The 18,101-nt window shown below is 70.5% G+C and carries 16 protein-coding genes and 2 pseudogenes; 7 read left to right on the top strand and 11 right to left on the bottom strand.

The features are described from left to right. The first annotated feature begins 2 nt into the window (after nucleotides 1-2). The gene (locus VT50_RS03015; RefSeq protein WP_046089785.1) at nucleotides 3-1,313 is read left to right on the top strand and encodes an SLC13 family permease; all 1,311 of its coding nucleotides are present in this window, start codon (nucleotides 3-5) and stop codon (nucleotides 1,311-1,313) included. A gap of 68 nt (nucleotides 1,314-1,381) precedes the next feature. On the opposite strand, the gene VT50_RS03010 is transcribed toward VT50_RS03015, so the two are convergent. Together VT50_RS03010 and VT50_RS03005 are read right to left on the bottom strand one after the other, a co-directional pair. Continuing rightward, complete coding sequence (locus VT50_RS03010; RefSeq protein ID WP_046089784.1) at nucleotides 1,382-2,257, bottom strand: universal stress protein; 876 nt, start codon at nucleotides 2,255-2,257, stop codon at nucleotides 1,382-1,384. Between the two features lie 73 nt (nucleotides 2,258-2,330). Then, nucleotides 2,331-3,218 (bottom strand): universal stress protein, encoded by an 888-nt coding sequence (locus VT50_RS03005; RefSeq protein ID WP_046089783.1) that lies wholly within the window; start codon nucleotides 3,216-3,218, stop codon nucleotides 2,331-2,333. A 359-nt stretch (nucleotides 3,219-3,577) separates the two neighbouring features. On the opposite strand from VT50_RS03005, the gene VT50_RS03000 reads away from it, so the two are divergent. Together VT50_RS03000 and VT50_RS02995 are read left to right on the top strand one after the other, a co-directional pair. Next, nucleotides 3,578-4,324 (top strand): CBS domain-containing protein, encoded by a 747-nt coding sequence (locus VT50_RS03000; RefSeq protein ID WP_046089782.1) that lies wholly within the window; start codon nucleotides 3,578-3,580, stop codon nucleotides 4,322-4,324. 198 nt (nucleotides 4,325-4,522) lie between these two features. Continuing rightward, nucleotides 4,523-5,194 carry a TetR/AcrR family transcriptional regulator gene (locus VT50_RS02995; RefSeq protein WP_046089781.1) on the top strand — a complete coding sequence of 224 codons (672 nt, stop codon included), beginning with the start codon at nucleotides 4,523-4,525 and terminating at the stop codon, nucleotides 5,192-5,194. 324 nt (nucleotides 5,195-5,518) lie between these two features. Here the strand turns inward: VT50_RS02995 and VT50_RS02990 are convergent, their stop codons facing one another. Next, complete coding sequence (locus tag VT50_RS02990) at nucleotides 5,519-6,685, bottom strand: amidase (RefSeq protein ID WP_046089780.1); 1,167 nt, start codon at nucleotides 6,683-6,685, stop codon at nucleotides 5,519-5,521. Then, entirely contained in the window at nucleotides 6,678-7,253 is a 576-nt protein-coding gene (locus VT50_RS02985; RefSeq protein ID WP_046089779.1) for a TetR/AcrR family transcriptional regulator, read from the bottom strand. The genes VT50_RS02990 and VT50_RS02985 overlap by 8 nt, the downstream gene beginning before the upstream one ends. 97 nt (nucleotides 7,254-7,350) lie before the next feature. On the opposite strand from VT50_RS02985, the gene VT50_RS02980 reads away from it, so the two are divergent. Then, entirely contained in the window at nucleotides 7,351-8,277 is a 927-nt protein-coding gene (locus VT50_RS02980; protein ID WP_046089778.1) for an oxidoreductase, read from the top strand. 70 nt (nucleotides 8,278-8,347) lie between these two features. Here the strand turns inward: VT50_RS02980 and VT50_RS02975 are convergent, their stop codons facing one another. The 4 genes from VT50_RS02975 to VT50_RS40185 form a co-directional block, all read right to left on the bottom strand. Continuing rightward, a complete protein-coding gene (locus tag VT50_RS02975) occupies nucleotides 8,348-9,271 on the bottom strand; it encodes a GNAT family N-acetyltransferase (protein WP_046089777.1) in 924 nt (307 codons plus the stop codon). 357 nt (nucleotides 9,272-9,628) lie between these two features. After that, nucleotides 9,629-10,318, bottom strand: a complete 690-nt coding sequence (locus tag VT50_RS02970) for an FAD-dependent monooxygenase (RefSeq protein ID WP_206269329.1) — start codon at nucleotides 10,316-10,318, stop codon at nucleotides 9,629-9,631. Further along, nucleotides 10,258-10,407 carry a hypothetical protein gene (locus VT50_RS41250; RefSeq protein WP_420822165.1) on the bottom strand — a complete coding sequence of 50 codons (150 nt, stop codon included), beginning with the start codon at nucleotides 10,405-10,407 and terminating at the stop codon, nucleotides 10,258-10,260. Before VT50_RS41250 ends, VT50_RS02970 begins: the two co-directional genes overlap by 61 nt. Before the next feature lie 352 nt (nucleotides 10,408-10,759). Then, nucleotides 10,760-11,053, bottom strand: coding sequence for a hypothetical protein (locus VT50_RS40185; RefSeq protein WP_240529025.1), 294 nt, complete (start codon nucleotides 11,051-11,053; stop codon nucleotides 10,760-10,762). 517 nt (nucleotides 11,054-11,570) lie between these two features. Here VT50_RS40185 and VT50_RS02960 point away from each other — a divergent pair. The 3 genes and pseudogenes from VT50_RS02960 to VT50_RS02950 all read left to right on the top strand — a co-directional run bounded on the left by VT50_RS02960 (nucleotide 11,571) and on the right by VT50_RS02950 (nucleotide 14,638). Next, a complete protein-coding gene (locus VT50_RS02960; RefSeq protein WP_046089775.1) occupies nucleotides 11,571-12,191 on the top strand; it encodes a DoxX family membrane protein in 621 nt (206 codons plus the stop codon). A 300-nt stretch (nucleotides 12,192-12,491) separates the two neighbouring features. Continuing rightward, nucleotides 12,492-13,763, top strand: a pseudogene (locus tag VT50_RS02955) (aldehyde dehydrogenase family protein); the annotation flags it as partial. Further along, a pseudogene (locus VT50_RS02950) lies at nucleotides 13,756-14,638 on the top strand (aldehyde dehydrogenase family protein). The pseudogenes VT50_RS02955 and VT50_RS02950, both read left to right, overlap by 8 nt. A gap of 134 nt (nucleotides 14,639-14,772) precedes the next feature. Here the strand turns inward: VT50_RS02950 and VT50_RS02945 are convergent. From VT50_RS02945 to VT50_RS02935, 3 genes are all read right to left on the bottom strand, one after another. Then, nucleotides 14,773-15,396: a hypothetical protein gene (locus VT50_RS02945; protein ID WP_206269328.1), complete on the bottom strand. Its 624-nt coding sequence runs from the start codon at nucleotides 15,394-15,396 to the stop codon at nucleotides 14,773-14,775. Between the two features lie 208 nt (nucleotides 15,397-15,604). Then, nucleotides 15,605-16,849, bottom strand: coding sequence for a pyridoxal phosphate-dependent aminotransferase (locus VT50_RS02940; protein WP_046089773.1), 1,245 nt, complete (start codon nucleotides 16,847-16,849; stop codon nucleotides 15,605-15,607). Further along, nucleotides 16,849-18,099 (bottom strand): glutamate-5-semialdehyde dehydrogenase, encoded by a 1,251-nt coding sequence (locus VT50_RS02935; protein ID WP_046089772.1) that lies wholly within the window; start codon nucleotides 18,097-18,099, stop codon nucleotides 16,849-16,851. The genes VT50_RS02940 and VT50_RS02935 overlap by 1 nt, the downstream gene beginning before the upstream one ends. Nucleotides 18,100-18,101 lie beyond the last annotated feature (2 nt).

Below are 18,101 nucleotides of genomic sequence, written 5' to 3'. Positions count from 1 at the left end.
AGATGTCCATGGCCGACGTCTCCATCGTCGTTCTCGTCGCCCTCTTCGCGGCGACCGCCCTGCCGAGGTTCAACCTCGGGCTGGCGGCCCTTCCGGCCGCCTTCCTGGTCGGTCTCGCCGCGGACCGCACCGCCGACGACGTGACGGCGTACTTCCCCGGTGACTTCTTCGTGCTGGTCGTCGGCGTCACGGCGCTGTTCGCCGTCGCCCAGATCAATGGCACCCTCGACTGGCTCCTCGATGGAATGCTCCGTCTGGTCGGCGGACGCGCGCTGCTGGTCGTCCTGGTCCCGTTCCTGATAGGCGCCGTGCTGACGGCGATCGGCACACTCCCGGCCGCCGCCACCGCCATCGTCGCTCCCCTCGCACTCGGTCTCGCCGCGCGCTACGGGATACCCCCATTCATCGCGGCCGTGCTCGGCATCACCGGCGTCATCAGCGGACTGCTCTCGCCTCTGGCCGTCTACGGCACCAGCGCGCGCCAACTGGGGGAGAAGCTGGGAATCGGTCTGCCCGACTCCGCCCCGGTCACCTTCCTCTTCGGCGGAGTCCTGGCCGGCCTCGCCGTCTCGGCCGGTTGTCTCGCCGTCGGGTTCCGCGGCGGCGCCATGCCGCGCGGCCGCGTGGCGCCGACCACGCCGGATGGACTCCACGCCACCCTCACACCCACTGCCACACCCACTGCCACCGGACCAGCAGCCGGAGAAGAGGCCGAGCGTGTCCCGTCGTCCGGCACCTCCCGGGTCCTCACCCTCGCATGTCTGCTGGCGGTGGTGGTGCTCTCGGTCGGCTTCGACGTCAACATCGGCTACCTGGGGCTCACCGCCGCGGTCATCCAGCAACTCGTCCTGGGGCTGGAGCCGAACGCCATCATCTCCCGCATCCCCTGGAATGTGGTGCTGCTGATCGGGGGGCTGCTCACCTACATCGGGCTGATGCAGGATCTGGGCGCCTTCGCGCGGATCAGCGACCTGCTGCGGGTGGAGGGGGCACCCATGCTGAGTCTGCTCGTCCTGTGTTACATCGCCGGTGTCACGTCTTTCGCCGCGAGCTCCATCACCGTCTTCGCGACGATGATGCCGCTGGTTCCCGCGGTGGTCGCCGAAGGAGTCTCGCCCGTCGGCGCCGTTCTCTCGGTCGCGTTGGCCTCGGTGCTGGTCGATGTCAATCCGCTGGGTATCACGGGTGGCCTGATCCTCGGCGCCGCCGAGCCGGAGGACCGGCCACGGCTCTTCCGGCAGTTGCTGATCTGCGGGCTGGTGTCCGTAGTCATCGCTCCCGTGCTGGCCTGGGGCGCCTTCGGGTGGTGGTGACGCCGGGGAAACCTGGACACAGCCGGGATCGGCCGCCACGATCGGCCGTCGGCCGTTCCACGCAGCCTTCAGCCATGCGGTACGACGGCGACCGGCACGGTGGAGTGGTGGAGCACCGCGTTGGTGACGGGGCCGATGTGCGTGCCCAGGGCGGAACGGCGCGTCCGGCGGCCGACCACCAGCAGTCCGGCCCCGGCCGCGGCCCGCAGCACCGACCCGGCCACGAACGCGAGCTCGATCGTGCGTTCCACCCTGACCCGCGGGTACTTCTCCCGCCACGGTTCCAGGGCCTCGTCGAATTCCCGGTTCAGCCGGCCCTCCAGATCACCGTCCAGGTAGCCGATGGGGCCCGCGGCGATGCCGTACCCGTAGTCGGACGCCGGGAGCTTGCAGACGTGCACGGACCGCAACGTCGTCCCGCGTGCGGATGCCGCGGCGAAGGCGAAGTCCAGCAGCGGCCCGGGGGCCTTCGCCAGGTTGCTGAGCGCGACGACGACCTCGTCGCCCGGCTGCTCGGTGGCGGACTGCTCATTCGCCCGCACCATCACCACCGGGCATGTCGCCCGGGCGAGGACCTGCTGGCCGACGGAGCCGAGCAGGAAGCCGGCCAGGCCGCTGAGCCCGCGCGAGCCGAGCACCAGCATCTCGGCGCTCTCCGCCCGTTCCAGCAGCGCCGTGACGGCCGTGGCGGGTACCTGCTCGGCGGTGAGCGGAAGGTCCGGGTAGCGGCCCCTCAGCTCCTTCTCGGCGTCCCGCAGGATGCGCCGCGCCCAGTGCCTCACGGTGTCCTCGCTGTCCGGGGCGGGCACATCGACGGGTTGCCAGAGCCACGCGTGCACCAGGTGCAGCGGCAGTTCGCGGCGCAGGGCCTCACGGGCGGCCCAGTTGGCCGCGGCGAAACTCTCGGGGGAGCCGTCGAGCCCGACGACGACGGGGCGAAGCATGACAGGTACCTCCGTGTGTAAGGGGGTGGGCAGCGGGTGTTCCGCGCCGGGCGGATTCGTCGCTCGGCGGTCGTCAGCCGTGCGCGATCACTGCCACCGGCGCGGGGGAGCGGTGCAGTACGGAGTGGGTGACCGGACCGATGCGCGGGCCGGTCCTGGGACCGCGGGTGAAGCGGCCGACGACCACCAGGCCGGCGTCGGCCGAGGCGTCCACCAGGTGCTCCGCGGGGCGGCCGGCCACGATCCGCTCGCTCACCTCGACGCCGGGGAACTTCGTCCGCCAGGGGCGGAGTACGTCGGTCAGCTCGCTCGCGACCTGAGCCGACCGCCCGGTGTCGAAGGGTGCCGTATAGCCGGAGGCGGAGGGTGGGCTCCATGCGTGGATGACGCGCAGTGCCACTGCCTGCCGGGCGGCGGCGCCGAACGCGAACTCGAGCACTTCCGCGGCGGGCCGCCGAAGGTCAAGCCCCAATACGACATCGCCGTGCGCGCGGGGCCGGGGTGCGGTGACGGCCGAGCCGTTCCGGTGTTCGTCCTCGTCGGCCGCACCGGCCCGGACCAGGACGACGGGGAGCGCAGCCCGGGCCACGACCGACAGGGCCACGGAGCCGACCAGAATGCCCGCCACCCTGCTCAGGCCCCGGGAGCCGAGCACCAGAAGCTCGGAGCTCTCTGCGACCGCCAGTAGCGACGGCACCGGCTCCCGGGCGACCTGTTCATGGACGATCCGCAGATCCGGGTGGTCACGGCGCAGCCGCGCCGCGGTGTCGTGCGGCAGGCGCTCGGCCCACCGGGTCAGCGATGCGGTTCCGGTGAGTGGTGCGTAGGTGAACGAGTGCCAGTCCAGCGCGTGGACGAGGCGCAGCGGCAGTTCGCGGCGCAGGGCCTCGCGGGCCGCCCAGTCGGCCGCGGCGAAGCTCTCGGGCGAACCGTCCAGGCCGACGGTGACGGTACCGGGCATGGTGCGGACCTCCTTCGGGGACGCGCTTCCACCATCTCGGCGCGGAGGGCGGGGCGGGATGGGCCCCAGGTCCCACGGACTCGGCCGACCGGCCCCATGTCCGTGTCCGCCCGACCACGCGCGGACGGACACGGACAGGGGCCAAGTCGGTACGGACGACTCCGCCTTCCCGGAGGGGGCGGAGTGCCACCCGAGCCGACCCGAGCCGGCCCGGCCCGGACGCGTGGGCCGGTCGGCGCCCCGGCGGGGCCCGTCGACCCACGCCGGGTGCCGCGCCACCAGCCCACAGTGGAGAGGAGAGGAGGCCGAGCCCGGCCTCCGCTTTCCATGTTCTTCCGGAGGGGAACCGTGGTGCGGCGATGACACACCGAACCGTGGGGCAGGTCATGACGACGGCCGTCGTCCATGTGCGGCCTGACGCGTCGTTCAAGGAGATCCTCAACGTGCTCGTCGAGCATGATCTCACCGCCGTGCCCGTACTCGACGATCAGAACAGGCCGCTGGGGGTGGTCTCCGATGCCGATCTGCTGAGCGACGCGGCGGGCAAGGACGTCCCGGGCGGCTGGGCGCTCACCGCGCGGCCGTCGCCGGAGGCCGAGCGCGACAGCCGGGTGAAGGACGCTGCCGGACTCATGAGGAGCCCCGCCGTATGCGCCGCATCGGAGTGGACGGTGTGCGAGGGCGCCCGGGTGATGGGCCGACGGGGTGTCGACCACCTCGTGGTGGTCGACGAAGCCGGGCGTACGGTGGGCATCGTCGGCCGGGGCGACCTGCTCCGGGGCTTCCTCCGCCGTGACCGGGCGATCGCCGAGGACATCCGGCGCGAGGTGATGGCCCGTTCGCTGGGCTTGCCCCGGGACGCGCTCGAGGTGCGGGTCGACGAGGGAGAGGTGTCCCTCAGCGGCGTCGTGGAGCGCAGGAGTACGGCTTCCGTCCTGGTGCGCCTGTGCGGGGGCCTCGAAGGCGTGGTCGCGGTCACCGACCGGCTCGGATACCGCGCCGACGACACTCATCCGGCCGTGGCCACCGGCGTCCGTACGGAACGGGCGGCAGGAAGCCGGTGCGGCCATCGCGGGGTGGATACGGCTTCCCGTGACGGCGGCTGATCACCGGCACCGCCCCTTGTGCGGTGCGGTGCGGGCTAGAGCCCTCGTACGCGGTGGAGCATGAGGGCGATCAGCCCAGGGCGTCCCTGGTCATTAGGCTGGTCGTGCTCTCCTCCCGCCGTCCCGGTGGAGGACCCGCGACGGTTTCGGGACCGGCCGTCGCGGATGCGGTACGCGGTCCCGGTGAGGTGGCGGACGATGTCGGGCAGAGGGGTCCGGGGGGCCCAGGTCGAGGCGACCCGGGCGGCGATCCTGGACGCCGCGGAACGACTGTTCGCCGAGCACGGGGTGCATACGGTCTCCAACCGTCAGATCAGCATCGCCGCGGGGCAGGGGAACACCGCCGCCGTCGGCTACCACTTCGGCACCAAGACCGACCTGGTCCGGGCGATCGCCGGCCGGCACGCGAAGGCCATCGCGGAGATCCGCGACCGGGTACTGGCCGAGGCCGGCGACTTCACCTGCGTCCGCGACTGGGCGGCCTGCACGGTGCGTCCCGTCACCGAGCACATGGCCGCCCTGGGGAGCCCCTCCTGGTTCGCCCGGTTCAACGCCCAGGTGTCGGCCGACCCGGCGCTTTTCGAGGTGATGATGAACGAAGACGACCTCGTCTCCGCGTCACGGGAGCAGTTGCGGAACGTCCTCGACCGGTTCCTCCCGGATCTGCCGCACCAGGTGACCGCCGTACGGGTGCTGATGGCTCGTCACCTGATCGTGCAGATGTGTGTCGAGACCGAGCGGGCCCTCGCGGAGGGCTCTGCCACGGCCCGTCTCAACTGGGAGGACACCGCCTCCGACCTGGCCGAGGCGATCACCGCCCTGTGGGAGGCGCCGGTCACGCGGCGTCCGGGGGACGTGGCGGGCAAGTGAAGACCGGCAGGGCGCGAGGGGCTCCGGCGCCAGTTCGCCATGCCGTACCGCACGCTGAGGGGGCAGACCGGTGACCTCCACCGCGGGAACGGGACACCACCGAGACCGCTGGCACGTGTTCCCGCCGCCGCACAGTGGTATCCGAAGTCCGGCCCCGAGCCGGCCCGGGTCGCCGAGTTGGCTCGGGTCGCCGAGCTGATAGCCGTGTGCGTGAGCGCCACCTGGTCGTCCAGTGGACCGCGGCCGGGGTGGGAGGCCGTGGGCTTCGCCGCCACGCGGGTCCTTCGGCCTGGCCCCGGCGGTGGCTGTTGAGCCGCGCGTATATCAGTGGCAGCGGCCGGAGGTCTCGGCGAGCGCGAGCAGGTCTGCCTCACGGCCGTGCCGGGCGATGAACTGCAAGCCGACCACGTCGCCTGCGGGGGTGCGCCCGGCCGGAAGGGAGACGGCGGGATGGCCGGTGATGTTGAACGCCCAGGTCAGGGCCACGTTCATGCGGTTGCCCGGCCCGCTGTGCCCATGGGGCGGGTGCGGGGTGGTGGGGGTGGCCAGCACGTCGTAAGCGCCGAACAGAGCGTCCACGGCGGTGTGCAGCTCGCGGCGGACCGCCTCGACCTGTTCGGCCGGGGCGGCTCGGTGGCCGCGCAACGCCATCCAGCACGGCGCTGGATCGGGCAGACGGATGTCCGGCTCGTCCACGAGCAGTCGGTCCGCGCCGAACGCGGTGCCCACGAAGGAGCGGACGCGAGCGGCGACCTCGGGGTCGGTGTCGGCGGTGCCCAGCGTGGCGGACCAGGCCGCGCGCAGCGGGCGCCGAACCGGCGTACCCGTGCTTCCGTCGGCAACGGCGAGAGCCTTGAAGGCGGCGCGCAGGTCCTGGGCGCCGCGGGCGAGGGGTCCGGCAATGTTCAGCCCGGCGGCGTCGCGGGCGGGCACGGTGCCGTTGGTGGGTTTGAGCCCGTGGACGGCGCACCAGGCCGCCGGGATGCGCACCGAGCCGGCGCCGTCGCTTCCCGTGGCGAGCGGCACCATGCCGGAGGCGACCGCGGCCGCCGATCCGGCGGATGAACCACCCGGGCTCCAGGCCGGGTTGAGCGGATTGAGGGTCGGCCCGCGATCGGTGTGCCCCCAGGTCTGCCAGTCGGCGGCGTTGGAGACCACAGGAACCGAGGTCGTCCCGACGGGGACGCAGCCCGCTTCGATCATTCGCTGTGACTGGACGCTGCCCGTGCCTTCGCCTGCCTTGATGCCGATCGGGACTCCGGCCAGCGGAAGCCGCTCCCCGGCCTCGGCGCGGGCCTGTACCTCGGCCGCGTGGGCGCGGGCCCTATCCGCCCACACCTCGGTGAAGGCCCGAACGCCCGCGTCGCGCCCGGCGATGGCGCGCAGTGCCGCTTCGGTCATGGCCTGTGCGGTGCAGCGGCCCTCGCGGACCAGCGAGGCGATCTCGCACGCGGACAGCTCCGCCCACCGGGCCGTGGCGATATCAGCCATCAGCGGACTCTTGTGGGGTGATGAGGCGGCGCACGGCGTCGGTGATCGTGGTGCGCCGCTGCTCGGCAGTGACCAGTTGACGCACGTCCTCCGTGTGCTGCTGCCACATGTTCGCCAGCGCCAGCACCAGGGCGAGGATCTCCCCGGCCGGCTTGTCCCGTGTGACGCTGCCGCGCTGCTGTGCCGCCTCGATGGCCGCGATCTTGTCTGCCATCGAGCGGGCGACGATCTCGGGCATGGCGCGCTCGGCGCGCTCCAGCGCGTACCACGACAGAAAACGCATGACCTGTGGATGCTGCGCGGCGGCATCGTGTAGGCGCCCCGCATAGCCGGGCAGGTCGTCGGCGTCGATGGGAAGCGCGCCCACCGTCTGCTCGACGATCGCCTCATAGACGGCCTCGAACAGGCCCTCCTTACCGGCGAAGAACGAATACACCAGGCCAGGGCTGATGCCGGCCCGCTTGGCGAGACGGTCCACACGAGCCCCCGCCACCCCGTACTCGGCGAACTCCGCCAGGGCCGCTTCCATCAGCTGCTGACGCTTGCGGTCAGGATCACGCGTTGCCATGGCCCCACCCTCACGTAATGAACGTTCATTTGACAAACGGCCGCGCCGCCACCCATGCTGAGGCTAGTAAATGAACATTCATTTAGGAAGGTGTTCCATGGCCGTCCCGCACTGGACCCCCGCCGACATCCCCTCGCTCGGCGGCCGTACCGCCCTCATCACCGGCGCCAACAGCGGCATCGGCTACCGCACCGCCCAGGTCCTGGCCGAACGCGGCGCCCGTATCCTGCTCGCAGGGCGCCGCCCCGCCTCGCTGGCCGAGGCCGCCCGCCGCCTGCGCGCCGACGTACCCGGCGCCCGGCTTGAGACCGTGGAGCTCGACCTCGGCGATCTATCCGCGATCCGCGATGCGGCCGCTCCGCTCGCCGCGACCGAGACCCTTGACCTCCTCATCAACAACGCCGGCGTCATGGACGTCCCCGAGCGCCGCACCACCAGCGACGGCCTCGAACTCACCGTCGGCACCAACCACTTCGGACACTTCGCCCTGACCGCCCACCTCATGCCCGCCCTGGCACGCTCCACAGCCGCCCGCGTCGTCACCGTCAGCGCCATCGCCGCCACCTGGCGCTCCGGTGACCTCGACGATCTGATGAGCGAACGCCACTACCGCCCCATGGGTGCCTACGCCAAGTCCAAGCGCGCCAATGTCGTCTTCACCCAGGAACTCGCCCGCCGCCTCGACGGCACCGCGCACCGAGCCCTGGTCGTCCACCCGGGCTCGGCCGTCACCAACTTGCAGCGCCACACCTCCAGCGGACGGATGGGTCGCCTCTTCGTCGCCCTCGCCGCCCGCACCCTGATGGGCACCGCCGACGGCGCCGCCTGGCCCTCTCTGTATGCCGCGACCCACCCCGAGGCCGTCAGCGGCACCTTCATCGGCCCCGCCGGACGCGACCAGACCTCCGGCACCCCCAAGCCGGTGCCCCTGCCCGCCCGGGCCGACAGCCCGGACCAGGGTGCCTGGCTGTGGTGCGAAAGCGAACGGCTGACCGGCGTCCCGTTCCCCGCCTTGCAGACCTGACCGGCCGACTGCCTTGCACGACGCCCGCGCAAACGGCCACCGCACCACCGCACACCCGCGGCCTTCTGGGTCAGCTCCAGGTCATGGTGATCTGGCGTTCGAAAATAACGTACCCGACGCGCTGGAAGGCGTTCGCCATGGGAGTGTTGCCGAGGTCTGTGGCCGCCCGGATGCGCGGGACGTCCTGTGCGATGAGGATATGGGTGCCTTCGGTGAGGATCTCGTCGATGTAGCCGTTGCCCCGGTGCTCGGGCAGCACGGCGAGGTAGCCGATGACGGGGTTGTAGTCATTGCGGGCCGGAGTGACGAACCCGACCGGCTCGCCGTCCGGCAGTGTCGCGATCCGCCACCAGTCCCGTGGGCTCCGAAAGTGCGCGAGTTCGTCCTCATAGTGTCTGATCGCCGCTTCGCGGGCGGACATCCGGGCCAGGTCTTCCCTGCTGTGCGCGTCCAGCGTTCCATTCAGGACCAGCGTCATCAGGGCGAGGATTTCCTCGGTGTCGCGGACCGGCCGGAACGCCAGTCGCTGTCTCGGCGTGGGGAGTGGCGTCCCGGGACGCCACTCCAAGCGCAGCCGTTCGACGAGCAGGCGGGCGCCGGTTAGCTCCAGGGCGAGCATGCGGTTCTCGACGACGTGCCTGGCCATGTGGTCCTCGCGCCAATCGGATGGGACGACACGGTTGTACTCGGGTGGCCGGGTGTTTGTGGGGATGACTTCGGCCAATGCGGTCTGGAGCAGCCGCACGCCGATGTCCACGCGATCGCGATCCGGGCTGCTGTCGTCGATGTCGAAGATGTCCAGAAGGAAGGGTGTGTCATCTCCTGGCCGGCCCCACCATGCGGCCCTGGCCAGCAGACGCTCGCCGTGAAGGGCGACCCACATCCATTTCGGACGTCGGCGGCCGGTGGCAAGGTCGTCCGCCAGTTCCTCGTCGAGGGTGTAGGGCAGTTGGGAGAAGAGGTCGAGTTCTTCGCATCCGGTGATTGGACGCATGGTCAGGTCGTTCTGATTCACGGTCACGGCACGCTCCGGCGAAGGCGCCCGTCCGCTCCGGGGTCAGATGTGGTCCGCACCCCGGGAGGGCACAAGCGCGATGGTCACGGCGATCATGGGCTTATCCCTCCTCTCGCCGTCATGGCCCCTCACCCTCGTGGCGGGGGTTCCGCCGTAACGTCTATCCAAGCGTGGCCCCGTCCGCAAACCCTTTTCGATGACGCCGTCGTTACCGCCCAGCGGAGGAGCCGCCCACACGCGGGCGGACACCGGCACCCGGCCACCGGGGGTGCGGCCGTTGGCCGGGTTCTTGCCATGGTGACGGGTGCGGTGTCCGGTGAGATGGGACGCGCCGATTTACCGGGACGGGTGAATCGCCGGCATTGGCTCCAGCATGGTTTCCAGGTTCTTTCGGGCGATCTGCTTGCGGAACTCCCCCTCGTAGGAGGTGTCACCGGAGTCATGCATCGTCTCGGTCATCTGGACTGCGGACGCCTGCCGCTCCCAAGTGTGGTTCAGACAGGTGTCGGAGTAGCTTTCGAGCAGAGTGGAATCGTGCTTCTCGGCCCACTGGATGACCGCCCGCGCAAGCACCTCGGCGTCGTGGCGGGCGAGGCTTACGGCCAGGGGATCCGCCGGCACCTCCGTCATGACGGTCAGCCAGGCGTACCCGAACTCATGGGTGGAGCAGGTGAGGACGTCGGCGGGGGCGGCGGTCCTGCTGACGCCGTGGTAGCCGTCGCTGCCGGCGACGAAATCGCGGCTGAGGGTCTTCGTCGAGCCGGCGGCGTCCCGATAGCGAACCAGAGGATGCTCGGTGTCGATGTCCTGCGGCGAAACGTCTTCGGCCTCGAAGCGAAGGGCGCCGCCGTCGCGGAGGAAGACCTTGATGAGGTTCCGGACGAGGATCTGCTGGGGGCAGTACGCGCCGTCTACATCATCCGCGTCGTCGGAATCCATCCGCCACTCCCGCTTTTCGCCGTCGATCAGCAGCGGCAAACCCGCATCGGAGGAGCCGTGGCTGTAGCCCTCCACGATCTCGCCCACCCCCACTCGTGCAGCACACGCACCCCGTCGGCGTCGAGAGAGCCGGCCCTTTGCCGCTGCTTCACGTATTCACGGCTGTGCTTCTCCAGGACGATGCAACCGATTCCCCTCCGCAGGAGAATTGCTGAGTGCCAGTCCGGCCACTCCGCCTCCCACGATAACGACGGTTGTGTCCTTTCCGGTTCGAGTCATCTTTTTCCGAGCTCCTTGCAGACAGCGGGGCCGAAACGCGCCAGAGCGTGAACGGCCGTGCCGCCCGGATGGGGCGGGCGCACTGACGACCACGATGGACCCGGCGGCCGACGCCGCCCACTGATGAATGTGCGCCGGATACCGAAAGGCCGCCAACCTGGTGTCATTCGGCCCTGTCTCCCGCCCGGGATGATGGACGGGTTCGGCTGGCGTGGCGGTCGACGCCCCGCTACTTGAGAGCTGCGGCGGCTAGGCGCAGTTCGCGAAACGCCTGGTCGAGCTGGTCATGGAGGGAAACGGATGGTTCCTGCATCCAGCGGTGGGTGGCGACGGCGAAGGTGTCCATGGCGACCAGATGCGCCGTGACGTCCTTCCGTTGGACGGCGAGCCGTCCCATACCGCGAACACACGGGCGCAGTTGCGCAGCAAGCTCTCGTCCGCGCTCACACACGCGCCGCGGTCACCGGGGTCGAACTCCACCAGCCGCACCTGCTGCGACAGCAGCAGCAGTTCACCCGCGGCCTTGCGGTCGAGCTCGGCCAACTGCGCGGGCACACCGTTGCGCGACGGCAGGCCGTCACCAGGGCCAGCCCCGCCCTACGGGCGGCTCTTCCGAACGCCACCGGCAGCCCCTTTCCGGCACGGACCAGACCGGCTCTGCCCGCACGGGCGAAGTCGCCCAACCGTGACCGCAGTTCCTCCTCCATCAGCGCGAGCGTCGACGCGCTGAGATCGGGATGCCCTACGACAGCGATCATCCCTGACTGTCCCTTCTGCCCACCGTCCATGCGCCTGCTTGCTCATCTCCGGCTCGGGCGCAGTGTGCCAGAGCCGTGCGGTAAAGAGGAAAGGGTCGGTCGGCCCTTGTGACGGCCGGAACACCGGCCTTCGCGGGGCCCGCGCCCTCGGCGGCGGATCGGGCGGCCGCGCCAACTGGCCCTGTAGGCAGGGCCGTCCAGCCCCATGGCCGCGGACTTTCGGCATCCGGCGTGACCGGGTCCGCAGGACGAGAGTGAGGGCAACGGGCAATGAGAAGACCCTAATCGAAGGGATCACCGCCATGGCCATAGACGAGCACCCGCACCGGAGTACAGGGTTCCACCTGCTTTTCCGCAGGAACCGGACGGGCTCCACGGCCGCCATGTCGGCAGACACCGTCACCCACGACGCGCGGGCCCACACCCTCGCCTCCCTGCGCCTGCTCACCGGGTTCGTCTTCCTGTGGGCGTTCCTGGACAAGACCTTCGGCTTCGGTTACGCGACCGCTTCCGGCAAGGGCTGGATCGACGGTGGGTCGCCGACGAGAGGGTTCCTCGGGTCCGTCGCCGTCGGGCCGATGGAGTCGACCTTCCATGCGTGGGCCGGTGACGCATGGGCGGACTGGCTGTTCATGCTGGGTCTGCTCGGCATCGGCGTGGCCGTCATGACCGGTGTGGCGCTGCGGCCGGCCGCGGTGGCGGGCACGGTGATGATGGCGTTGATGTGGGCCGCCGAATGGCCGCCGGCCAAGCACCTGTCGGACGGGTCGCCGAGTATGTCGTCGAATCCCTTCGTCGACTACCACGTCGTCTACGCGCTGGGGCTGATCGCCGTGGCGGCCGCGGGGGCGGGCACCACCTGGGGCCTGGGCCGCCTCTGGGCGCGGCTCCCGATCGTCCGCGACCACACCTGGCTGCGCTGAATCCCATCGGCGCGACGGTCCCGCGTACCGGACCGTCGCGCCCAGTCCCGTACGGCCCCGAAGGCCCCGCCGAACCGGGCGGGGCCTTCGGCGCGCGATCGCATGGGCAACGCGAAGATCCCCGCTCAACAGGGGCGAAACGATCGTGCGCGTCACCAGACCAGGGCCGCGACCATGGCATGGACCACGGCTGCGACGACGCTGCCGCCAGCCTGGCGCATGTCACGTCGCCCGAATCCGATCGTCGCGTCCACCGCCTGTGAGACGGCCGCACAGAGCAAGCACACGGAGGTGTCCGTCGCCGACGAGGGGGACGTGGACCGAGCCGTGACCGCCGCCCGGCGGGCCTTCGAGCGCGTATGGTCCCCGATGCCACCCGCCGAGCGAGGCAAGTACCTCTTCCGGATCAGCCGCATCATCCAGGAACGCGCCCGGGAACTGGCCGTCCTGGAGTCCCTGGACAACGGCAAGCCCATCAAGGAGTCGCGGGACGTGGACATCCCGCTGGCCGCCGCGCACTTCTGCTACTACGCAGGCTGGGCCGACAAGCTCGCCCACGCGGGCTTCGGCGCCGCACCCCGGCCACTGGGCGTCGCGGCCCAGGTCATCCCCTGGAACTTCCCCCTGCTGATGCTCGCCTGGAAGATCGCCCCGGCCCTCGCCACGGGCAATACGGTGGTGCTCAAACCGGCCGAGACCACCCCGCTCACCGCCCTGCTGTTCGCCGAGATCTGCCAGCAGGCGGAGCTGCCCCCGGGCGTGGTCAACATCGTCACCGGCGCCGCCGACACCGTACGCGCCCTGATCGCCCACCCCGGCACCGACAAGGTGGCCTTCACCGGTTCCACCGAGGTCGGCCGGGAGATCGCCCGCACGGTGGCGGGCACCCGCAAGAAGCTCACCCTGGAACTCGGCGGCAAGGGCGCCAACATCGTCTACGACGACGCGCCCCTGGACCAGGCCGTCGAGGGCATCGTGAACGGCATCTACTTCAACCAGGGCCATGTGTGCTGCGCCGGATCCCGGCTGCTGGTCCAGGAGTCCATCGCCGAGGAGGTGCTGCACCGGCTCAAGGAGCGCGTCTCCCGGCTCAGGCTCGGCGACCCGCTCGACAAGAACACCGACATCGGCGCCATCAACTCCGCCGAACAGCTCGCCCGTATCCGCGCCCTCGCCCAGACCGGCCGGGACGAGGGCAGCCAGGACTGGGCCCCCGACTGCGAACTGCCCGCGCACGGCTACTGGTTCGCGCCGACCATCTTCACCGGGGTCACCCAGGCCCACCGCATCGCCCGGGAGGAGATCTTCGGACCGGTGCTGTCCGTCCTCACCTTCCGCACCCCGGACGAGGCGGTCGAGAAGGCCAACAACACCCCCTACGGCCTGTCGGCCGGAGTGTGGACCCAGAAGGGAAGCCGCATGCTGTGGACCGCCGGCCGGCTGCGCGCCGGTGTGGTGTGGTCGAACACCTTCAACAAGTTCGACCCCACCAGCCCGTTCGGGGGCTACCGCGAAACCGGGTACGGGCGCGAGGGCGGACGGCACGGACTGGAGGCGTACCTCGATGTCTGAGTTCCCCGTGCCCGCCGCGGCCCGAGTGCCGGTGCGCAAGACCTACAAGCTGTACCTGGGCGGGGGATTCCCGCGATCCGAGTCGGGGAGGAGCTATCCGGTGACCTCAGCCGAGGGCGAACCGCTGGCCCACGCCGCACTGGCCTCGCGCAAGGACGCCCGGGAGGCGGTGGTCGCGGCCCGCCGCGCGTTCGCCCCGTGGGCCGCCCGTACCGCCTACAACCGCGGACAGATCCTCTACCGCGTGGCCGAGATGATGGAGGGGCGGCGCGCCCAGTTCGTCCAGGAGACCATCGACGCCGAGGGCCTGGATGCGGCGCGGGCCGAGGAGGTGGTCTCGGCCGCCGTCGACCGCTGGGTGTACTACGCGGGCTGGACCGACAAGGTCACCCAGGTGCTGGAGCGGCACCAACCCCGTCTCGGGGCCGTACGACAACCGCTCCGTACCCGAACCCACGGGGGTGGTGGCGGTCCTCGCGCCACCGAAGTCCCCCCTGCTGGGCCTGGTCTCGGTGATCGCGCCGGTGATCGCGACGGGCAACACGGCGGTGGTGGTGGCGAGCGAGCCGCATCCCCTGCCCGCCGTCACCCTGGCAGAGGCCCTGGCCACCTCGGACCTGCCCGGCGGTGTGGTCAACATCCTCACCGGCCGCCTCGCGGAACTGGCCCCGCCGCTGGCGTCCCACGCGGATGTCAACGCGCTGGACCTGGTGGGAGCCGGGGAGCGGGCGGCCGAACTGGAGGCGGCGGCGGCCACCACCCTCACCCGCGTCCTGAGGCCACGGCCGTCCACCGACTGGGCGGCCGCACCGGGGCTGTCCAGGATCACCCCGTTCCTGGAGACGAAGACCGTGTGGCATCCGGTGGGCATCTGACCGCTTCCGCCCGGTGGCGCCCCGCCCCGGGCCCGGCATCGGGGTGTTGCAGCGTTAGCGCCCCCGCACGGCTGCCGTGCGGGGGCGCGCCCTGAATCCGGTCGACCGTTCATCGTGCTGACGGAGGGTTCCGTTCATCTGCTGACGCTCGTCGAGAACTTGAGCGAGCGGCCGGCTTCGGTGCGGAAGGTCGAGCCGTTGTCGTCGCTGTACGCCTCGCCGCCACCTGGGTACGGGCTCGAGTCGTTGTACACCAGGCCGTAGCAGCCACTGGTCGTCGCCGAGCGGACCAGCAGGCCGTACCGTTGCCCGGCCGCGACGGAGATGGCCGGTGACACGGTGACGTTACGCGGCGACCAGCCGATCTGCGCGGCCGGCACGACCGTGGAACTCAGCGCGTCACCAGTCGGCTGGAACGAGTCGTTCGCCAGATGGACGCTGATTTCGAGCCCCGCGCCGGGGTTGCCCGCCTGGAAGCTCGTGTAGGAAACGGCGGACAGCTCGCCGGTCCGGCTGGGCACGAACGTCTGGAAGCGGGCCACGCCGGAGCCGATGTCACCGTGCGGGCGGAATCCGCTCACGCCGTCCGCCTGGTCGACGTCCCGCGGCGGGACCTGATGCCCGGGTGCGCCGGTCGACAACGTGAGCGAGAACGAATTCTGGCAGGTGATCGGCTCGATCGCCCCGGTGGCGGTGAAGGTCAGCGGGGACCAGTAGTAGTCCGCGAGGGCTTCGTTGCGCTGTCCGTTGTCCGGCAAACCTCGTCGCGGCGGCTCGGGCGGTGGCAGTGCAGCCGGTGTCGCTGCGGCCGTTGCGTCAGGAGGTCCACCACATCCCGCCCGCGGCCGAGGGCGGGGCCCGCGCGCCGAGGGCGATGTTCGCCGGCATCGACCTCGGAATCCATGCGCGTCCCGAGGTCGGGGGAGGTGTCCTCGTCGGGGGGACGGAGCCGGAGCGCGATCCGGGTCACACCCCTGGATTCGGCCCTCCGGCCAACGATGTCGAACCCGGGCGAGCGGTGAGGTGCGCGGGAGTGGTGGTCTCGACGAGGTCGCGGATCGCGGCCACGCCGCGGGCGATGCGGTCTTCGGACTCGCTGCCCACGGAGACCCGGATGTAGCGATCGCAGGAGTCCCCGTACCCGATGCCGGGCACCACGCTGATCGCGCTCTCCTTCAGCAGCCGGCCGGCGAACTCGGTGGAGTCGAGGCTGGATCCGCCCAGGGAGGCGAAGAGATAGAACGTCGACGTGCCGGGCAGGGTGTCGATGCCGTGGTCCGTGAACCAGGTACCGACGCGGTTGCGCAGCTGGACCGTGTGCTGGATCTGCGGTCTGGTGATGTCCAGAAGGTCGTCGAAACGTTCGGCGAGATAGGCGGCCAGAATGGTCGGCGCACAGGTGACCAGATGCTGGTTGATCTTCAGAACCTGGTCGGTGAGCCGCTGGTTGGCGATGAGGTATCCGATCCGCCAGCCCGAGACGCCGTAGTTCTTCGACATCGAGTTGACCGTGACCGTGTGCTCCTTGTCCGGGTCGAGCGCCCCGGCCGCGAGGAACTCGGTGCCCGGCGGCACGAACTCGTTGTACGCCTCGTCGACGATCAGCAAGAGCCCATGGCGGTCGGCCAGTTCGTGCAGGTACACCAGCTCCGCCCGGGTGTAGATGTGCCCGCTGGGGTTGTTCGGGTTGTTGATGATGACAGCACGTGTGCGGGCGGTGATGAACCGTTCGAAGTCGAAGACCGGCACATCGTGGGGAACCATCACCGGCTCGCCACGGCACATACGGATCTGCGCCGGATAGCTCAGCCAGTACGGCTCCGGCACGATCACCTGGTCGCCAGGGTCGAGGACGGCCATGAGCGCCATATGGATGGCGGCCTTCGATCCGGCCGTGACGATCACCTCGGCGTCCGGGTCCACCGGGAGCGCGAACCTGGTCTCGTAGTACTTGGCCAGCAGCCGCCGCAGCTCCGGCAGTCCCCGGGAGTGCGAGTAGTGGTGCAGACCGGGCGTCGTGAGCCCGTCGAACGCCGGCAGCGGCAGGTCGAAGAATGCCTCGCCGAGGGACAGCGTGATGATGTCCCGTCCGGCGGCCTTCATGTCGTAGACGAGGTTGTTGTACTGGACCGACAGTGCCTGGCCGATGTCCTCCATCAACAAGGAGGTGCGCAACGGCTGCTTCGTCGCGGTGTGCGGCTGTCCCTCCATCAGATCGTCCTCGTCTGGCCACTGCCCCAGACCACGTTCTTCACGGTGGTGAGCGCGTCCAGCCCCATGGGTCCCCGCACATGCAGCTTCTGGGTGGAGACGCCGATCTCCACGCCGTAGCCGAACTCCCCACCGTCGGAGTAGCGGGTGGAGGTGTTCACGAAGACGCTGCCGGAGTCGACCTCCCGGGTGAAGCGCCGCGCCACGTCGATGTCCTTGGCCACGATGCCCTCCGCGTTGGAAGTGCCCCACCGGCGGATGTGCGCGATGGCGCCGTCGGCATCGGGAACGACCTTGACCGCGAGCACGAGCCGCAGGTACTCGGTGCCCCAGTCCTCCTCGGTCGCGGCGACCGCCTTCGGCCAGACGTGCCGCACGGTCTCGTCGCCGCGGATCTCCACGCCCGCCTCGGCCAGTAGCTCGAGGACACCGGGCAGCCAGGACTCCGCCAGGTCCTCGTGGACCAGCAGGGTCTCCATCGCATTGCACACGCTGGGCCGGGAGGTCTTCGCGTTGATGGTCACCGCGGTCGCGATGTCCAGGTCGGCGGAGCCGTCGATGTAGGTGTGGCAGTTGCCCGCGCCGTCGATCACCGTGGGTACGGTGGCGTTCTGCTCGACGGAGGCGATCAGCTCCGGGCCGCCTCGCGGAACGAGCAGATCGACGTACCCCTTGGCACGCATGAGTTCCATGGCGGCATCACGGGACGGGTCCGATATCAGCTGAACGGCCGCGGCGGGCACTTCGTCGTGCTCGGAGACGGCCTCCGCCAGGGCCGCCATGATCGCGGCATTGGTGGCAGCGGCCATGGACGAGCCGCGCAGCACCGCGCAGTTGCCGGTCTTCAGACACAGCGCCGCGACCTCCGCCGTGACATTGGGCCGAGCCTCGTAGATCACCGCGATGACGCCCAGCGGCTCCCGCACCTGCTCGACCAGCAGCCCGTTGGGCCGCGTCCAGCCCTTGACGACCTCACCGACCGGGTCCGCCAGCGATGCCACCGTGTGGACGGCCTTCACCAGGCCGGCCATCCTGCTCTCGGTGAGGGTCAGGCGGTCGATGAGGGTGGGGGTGACGCCGGCCGCGCGGGCGGCCCCGATGTCCTGCTCGTTCGCCTTGGTGATCGAGTCCCGGTGGCGCTCGATGGCGGCCGCCATGTCCAGCAGGACCTGGTTCTTCTGGGCCGTGGTCAGCTGCTTGACGGCGGCGGACGCCTCCGCGGCAGCACGGCAGATCTTGGTTACCGACACGA

This window comes from Streptomyces antioxidans (genome assembly GCF_000968685.2).
GTDB lineage: Bacteria > Actinomycetota > Actinomycetes > Streptomycetales > Streptomycetaceae > Streptomyces > Streptomyces antioxidans.
This window is presented reverse-complemented; position numbering and strand designations above follow the sequence as displayed.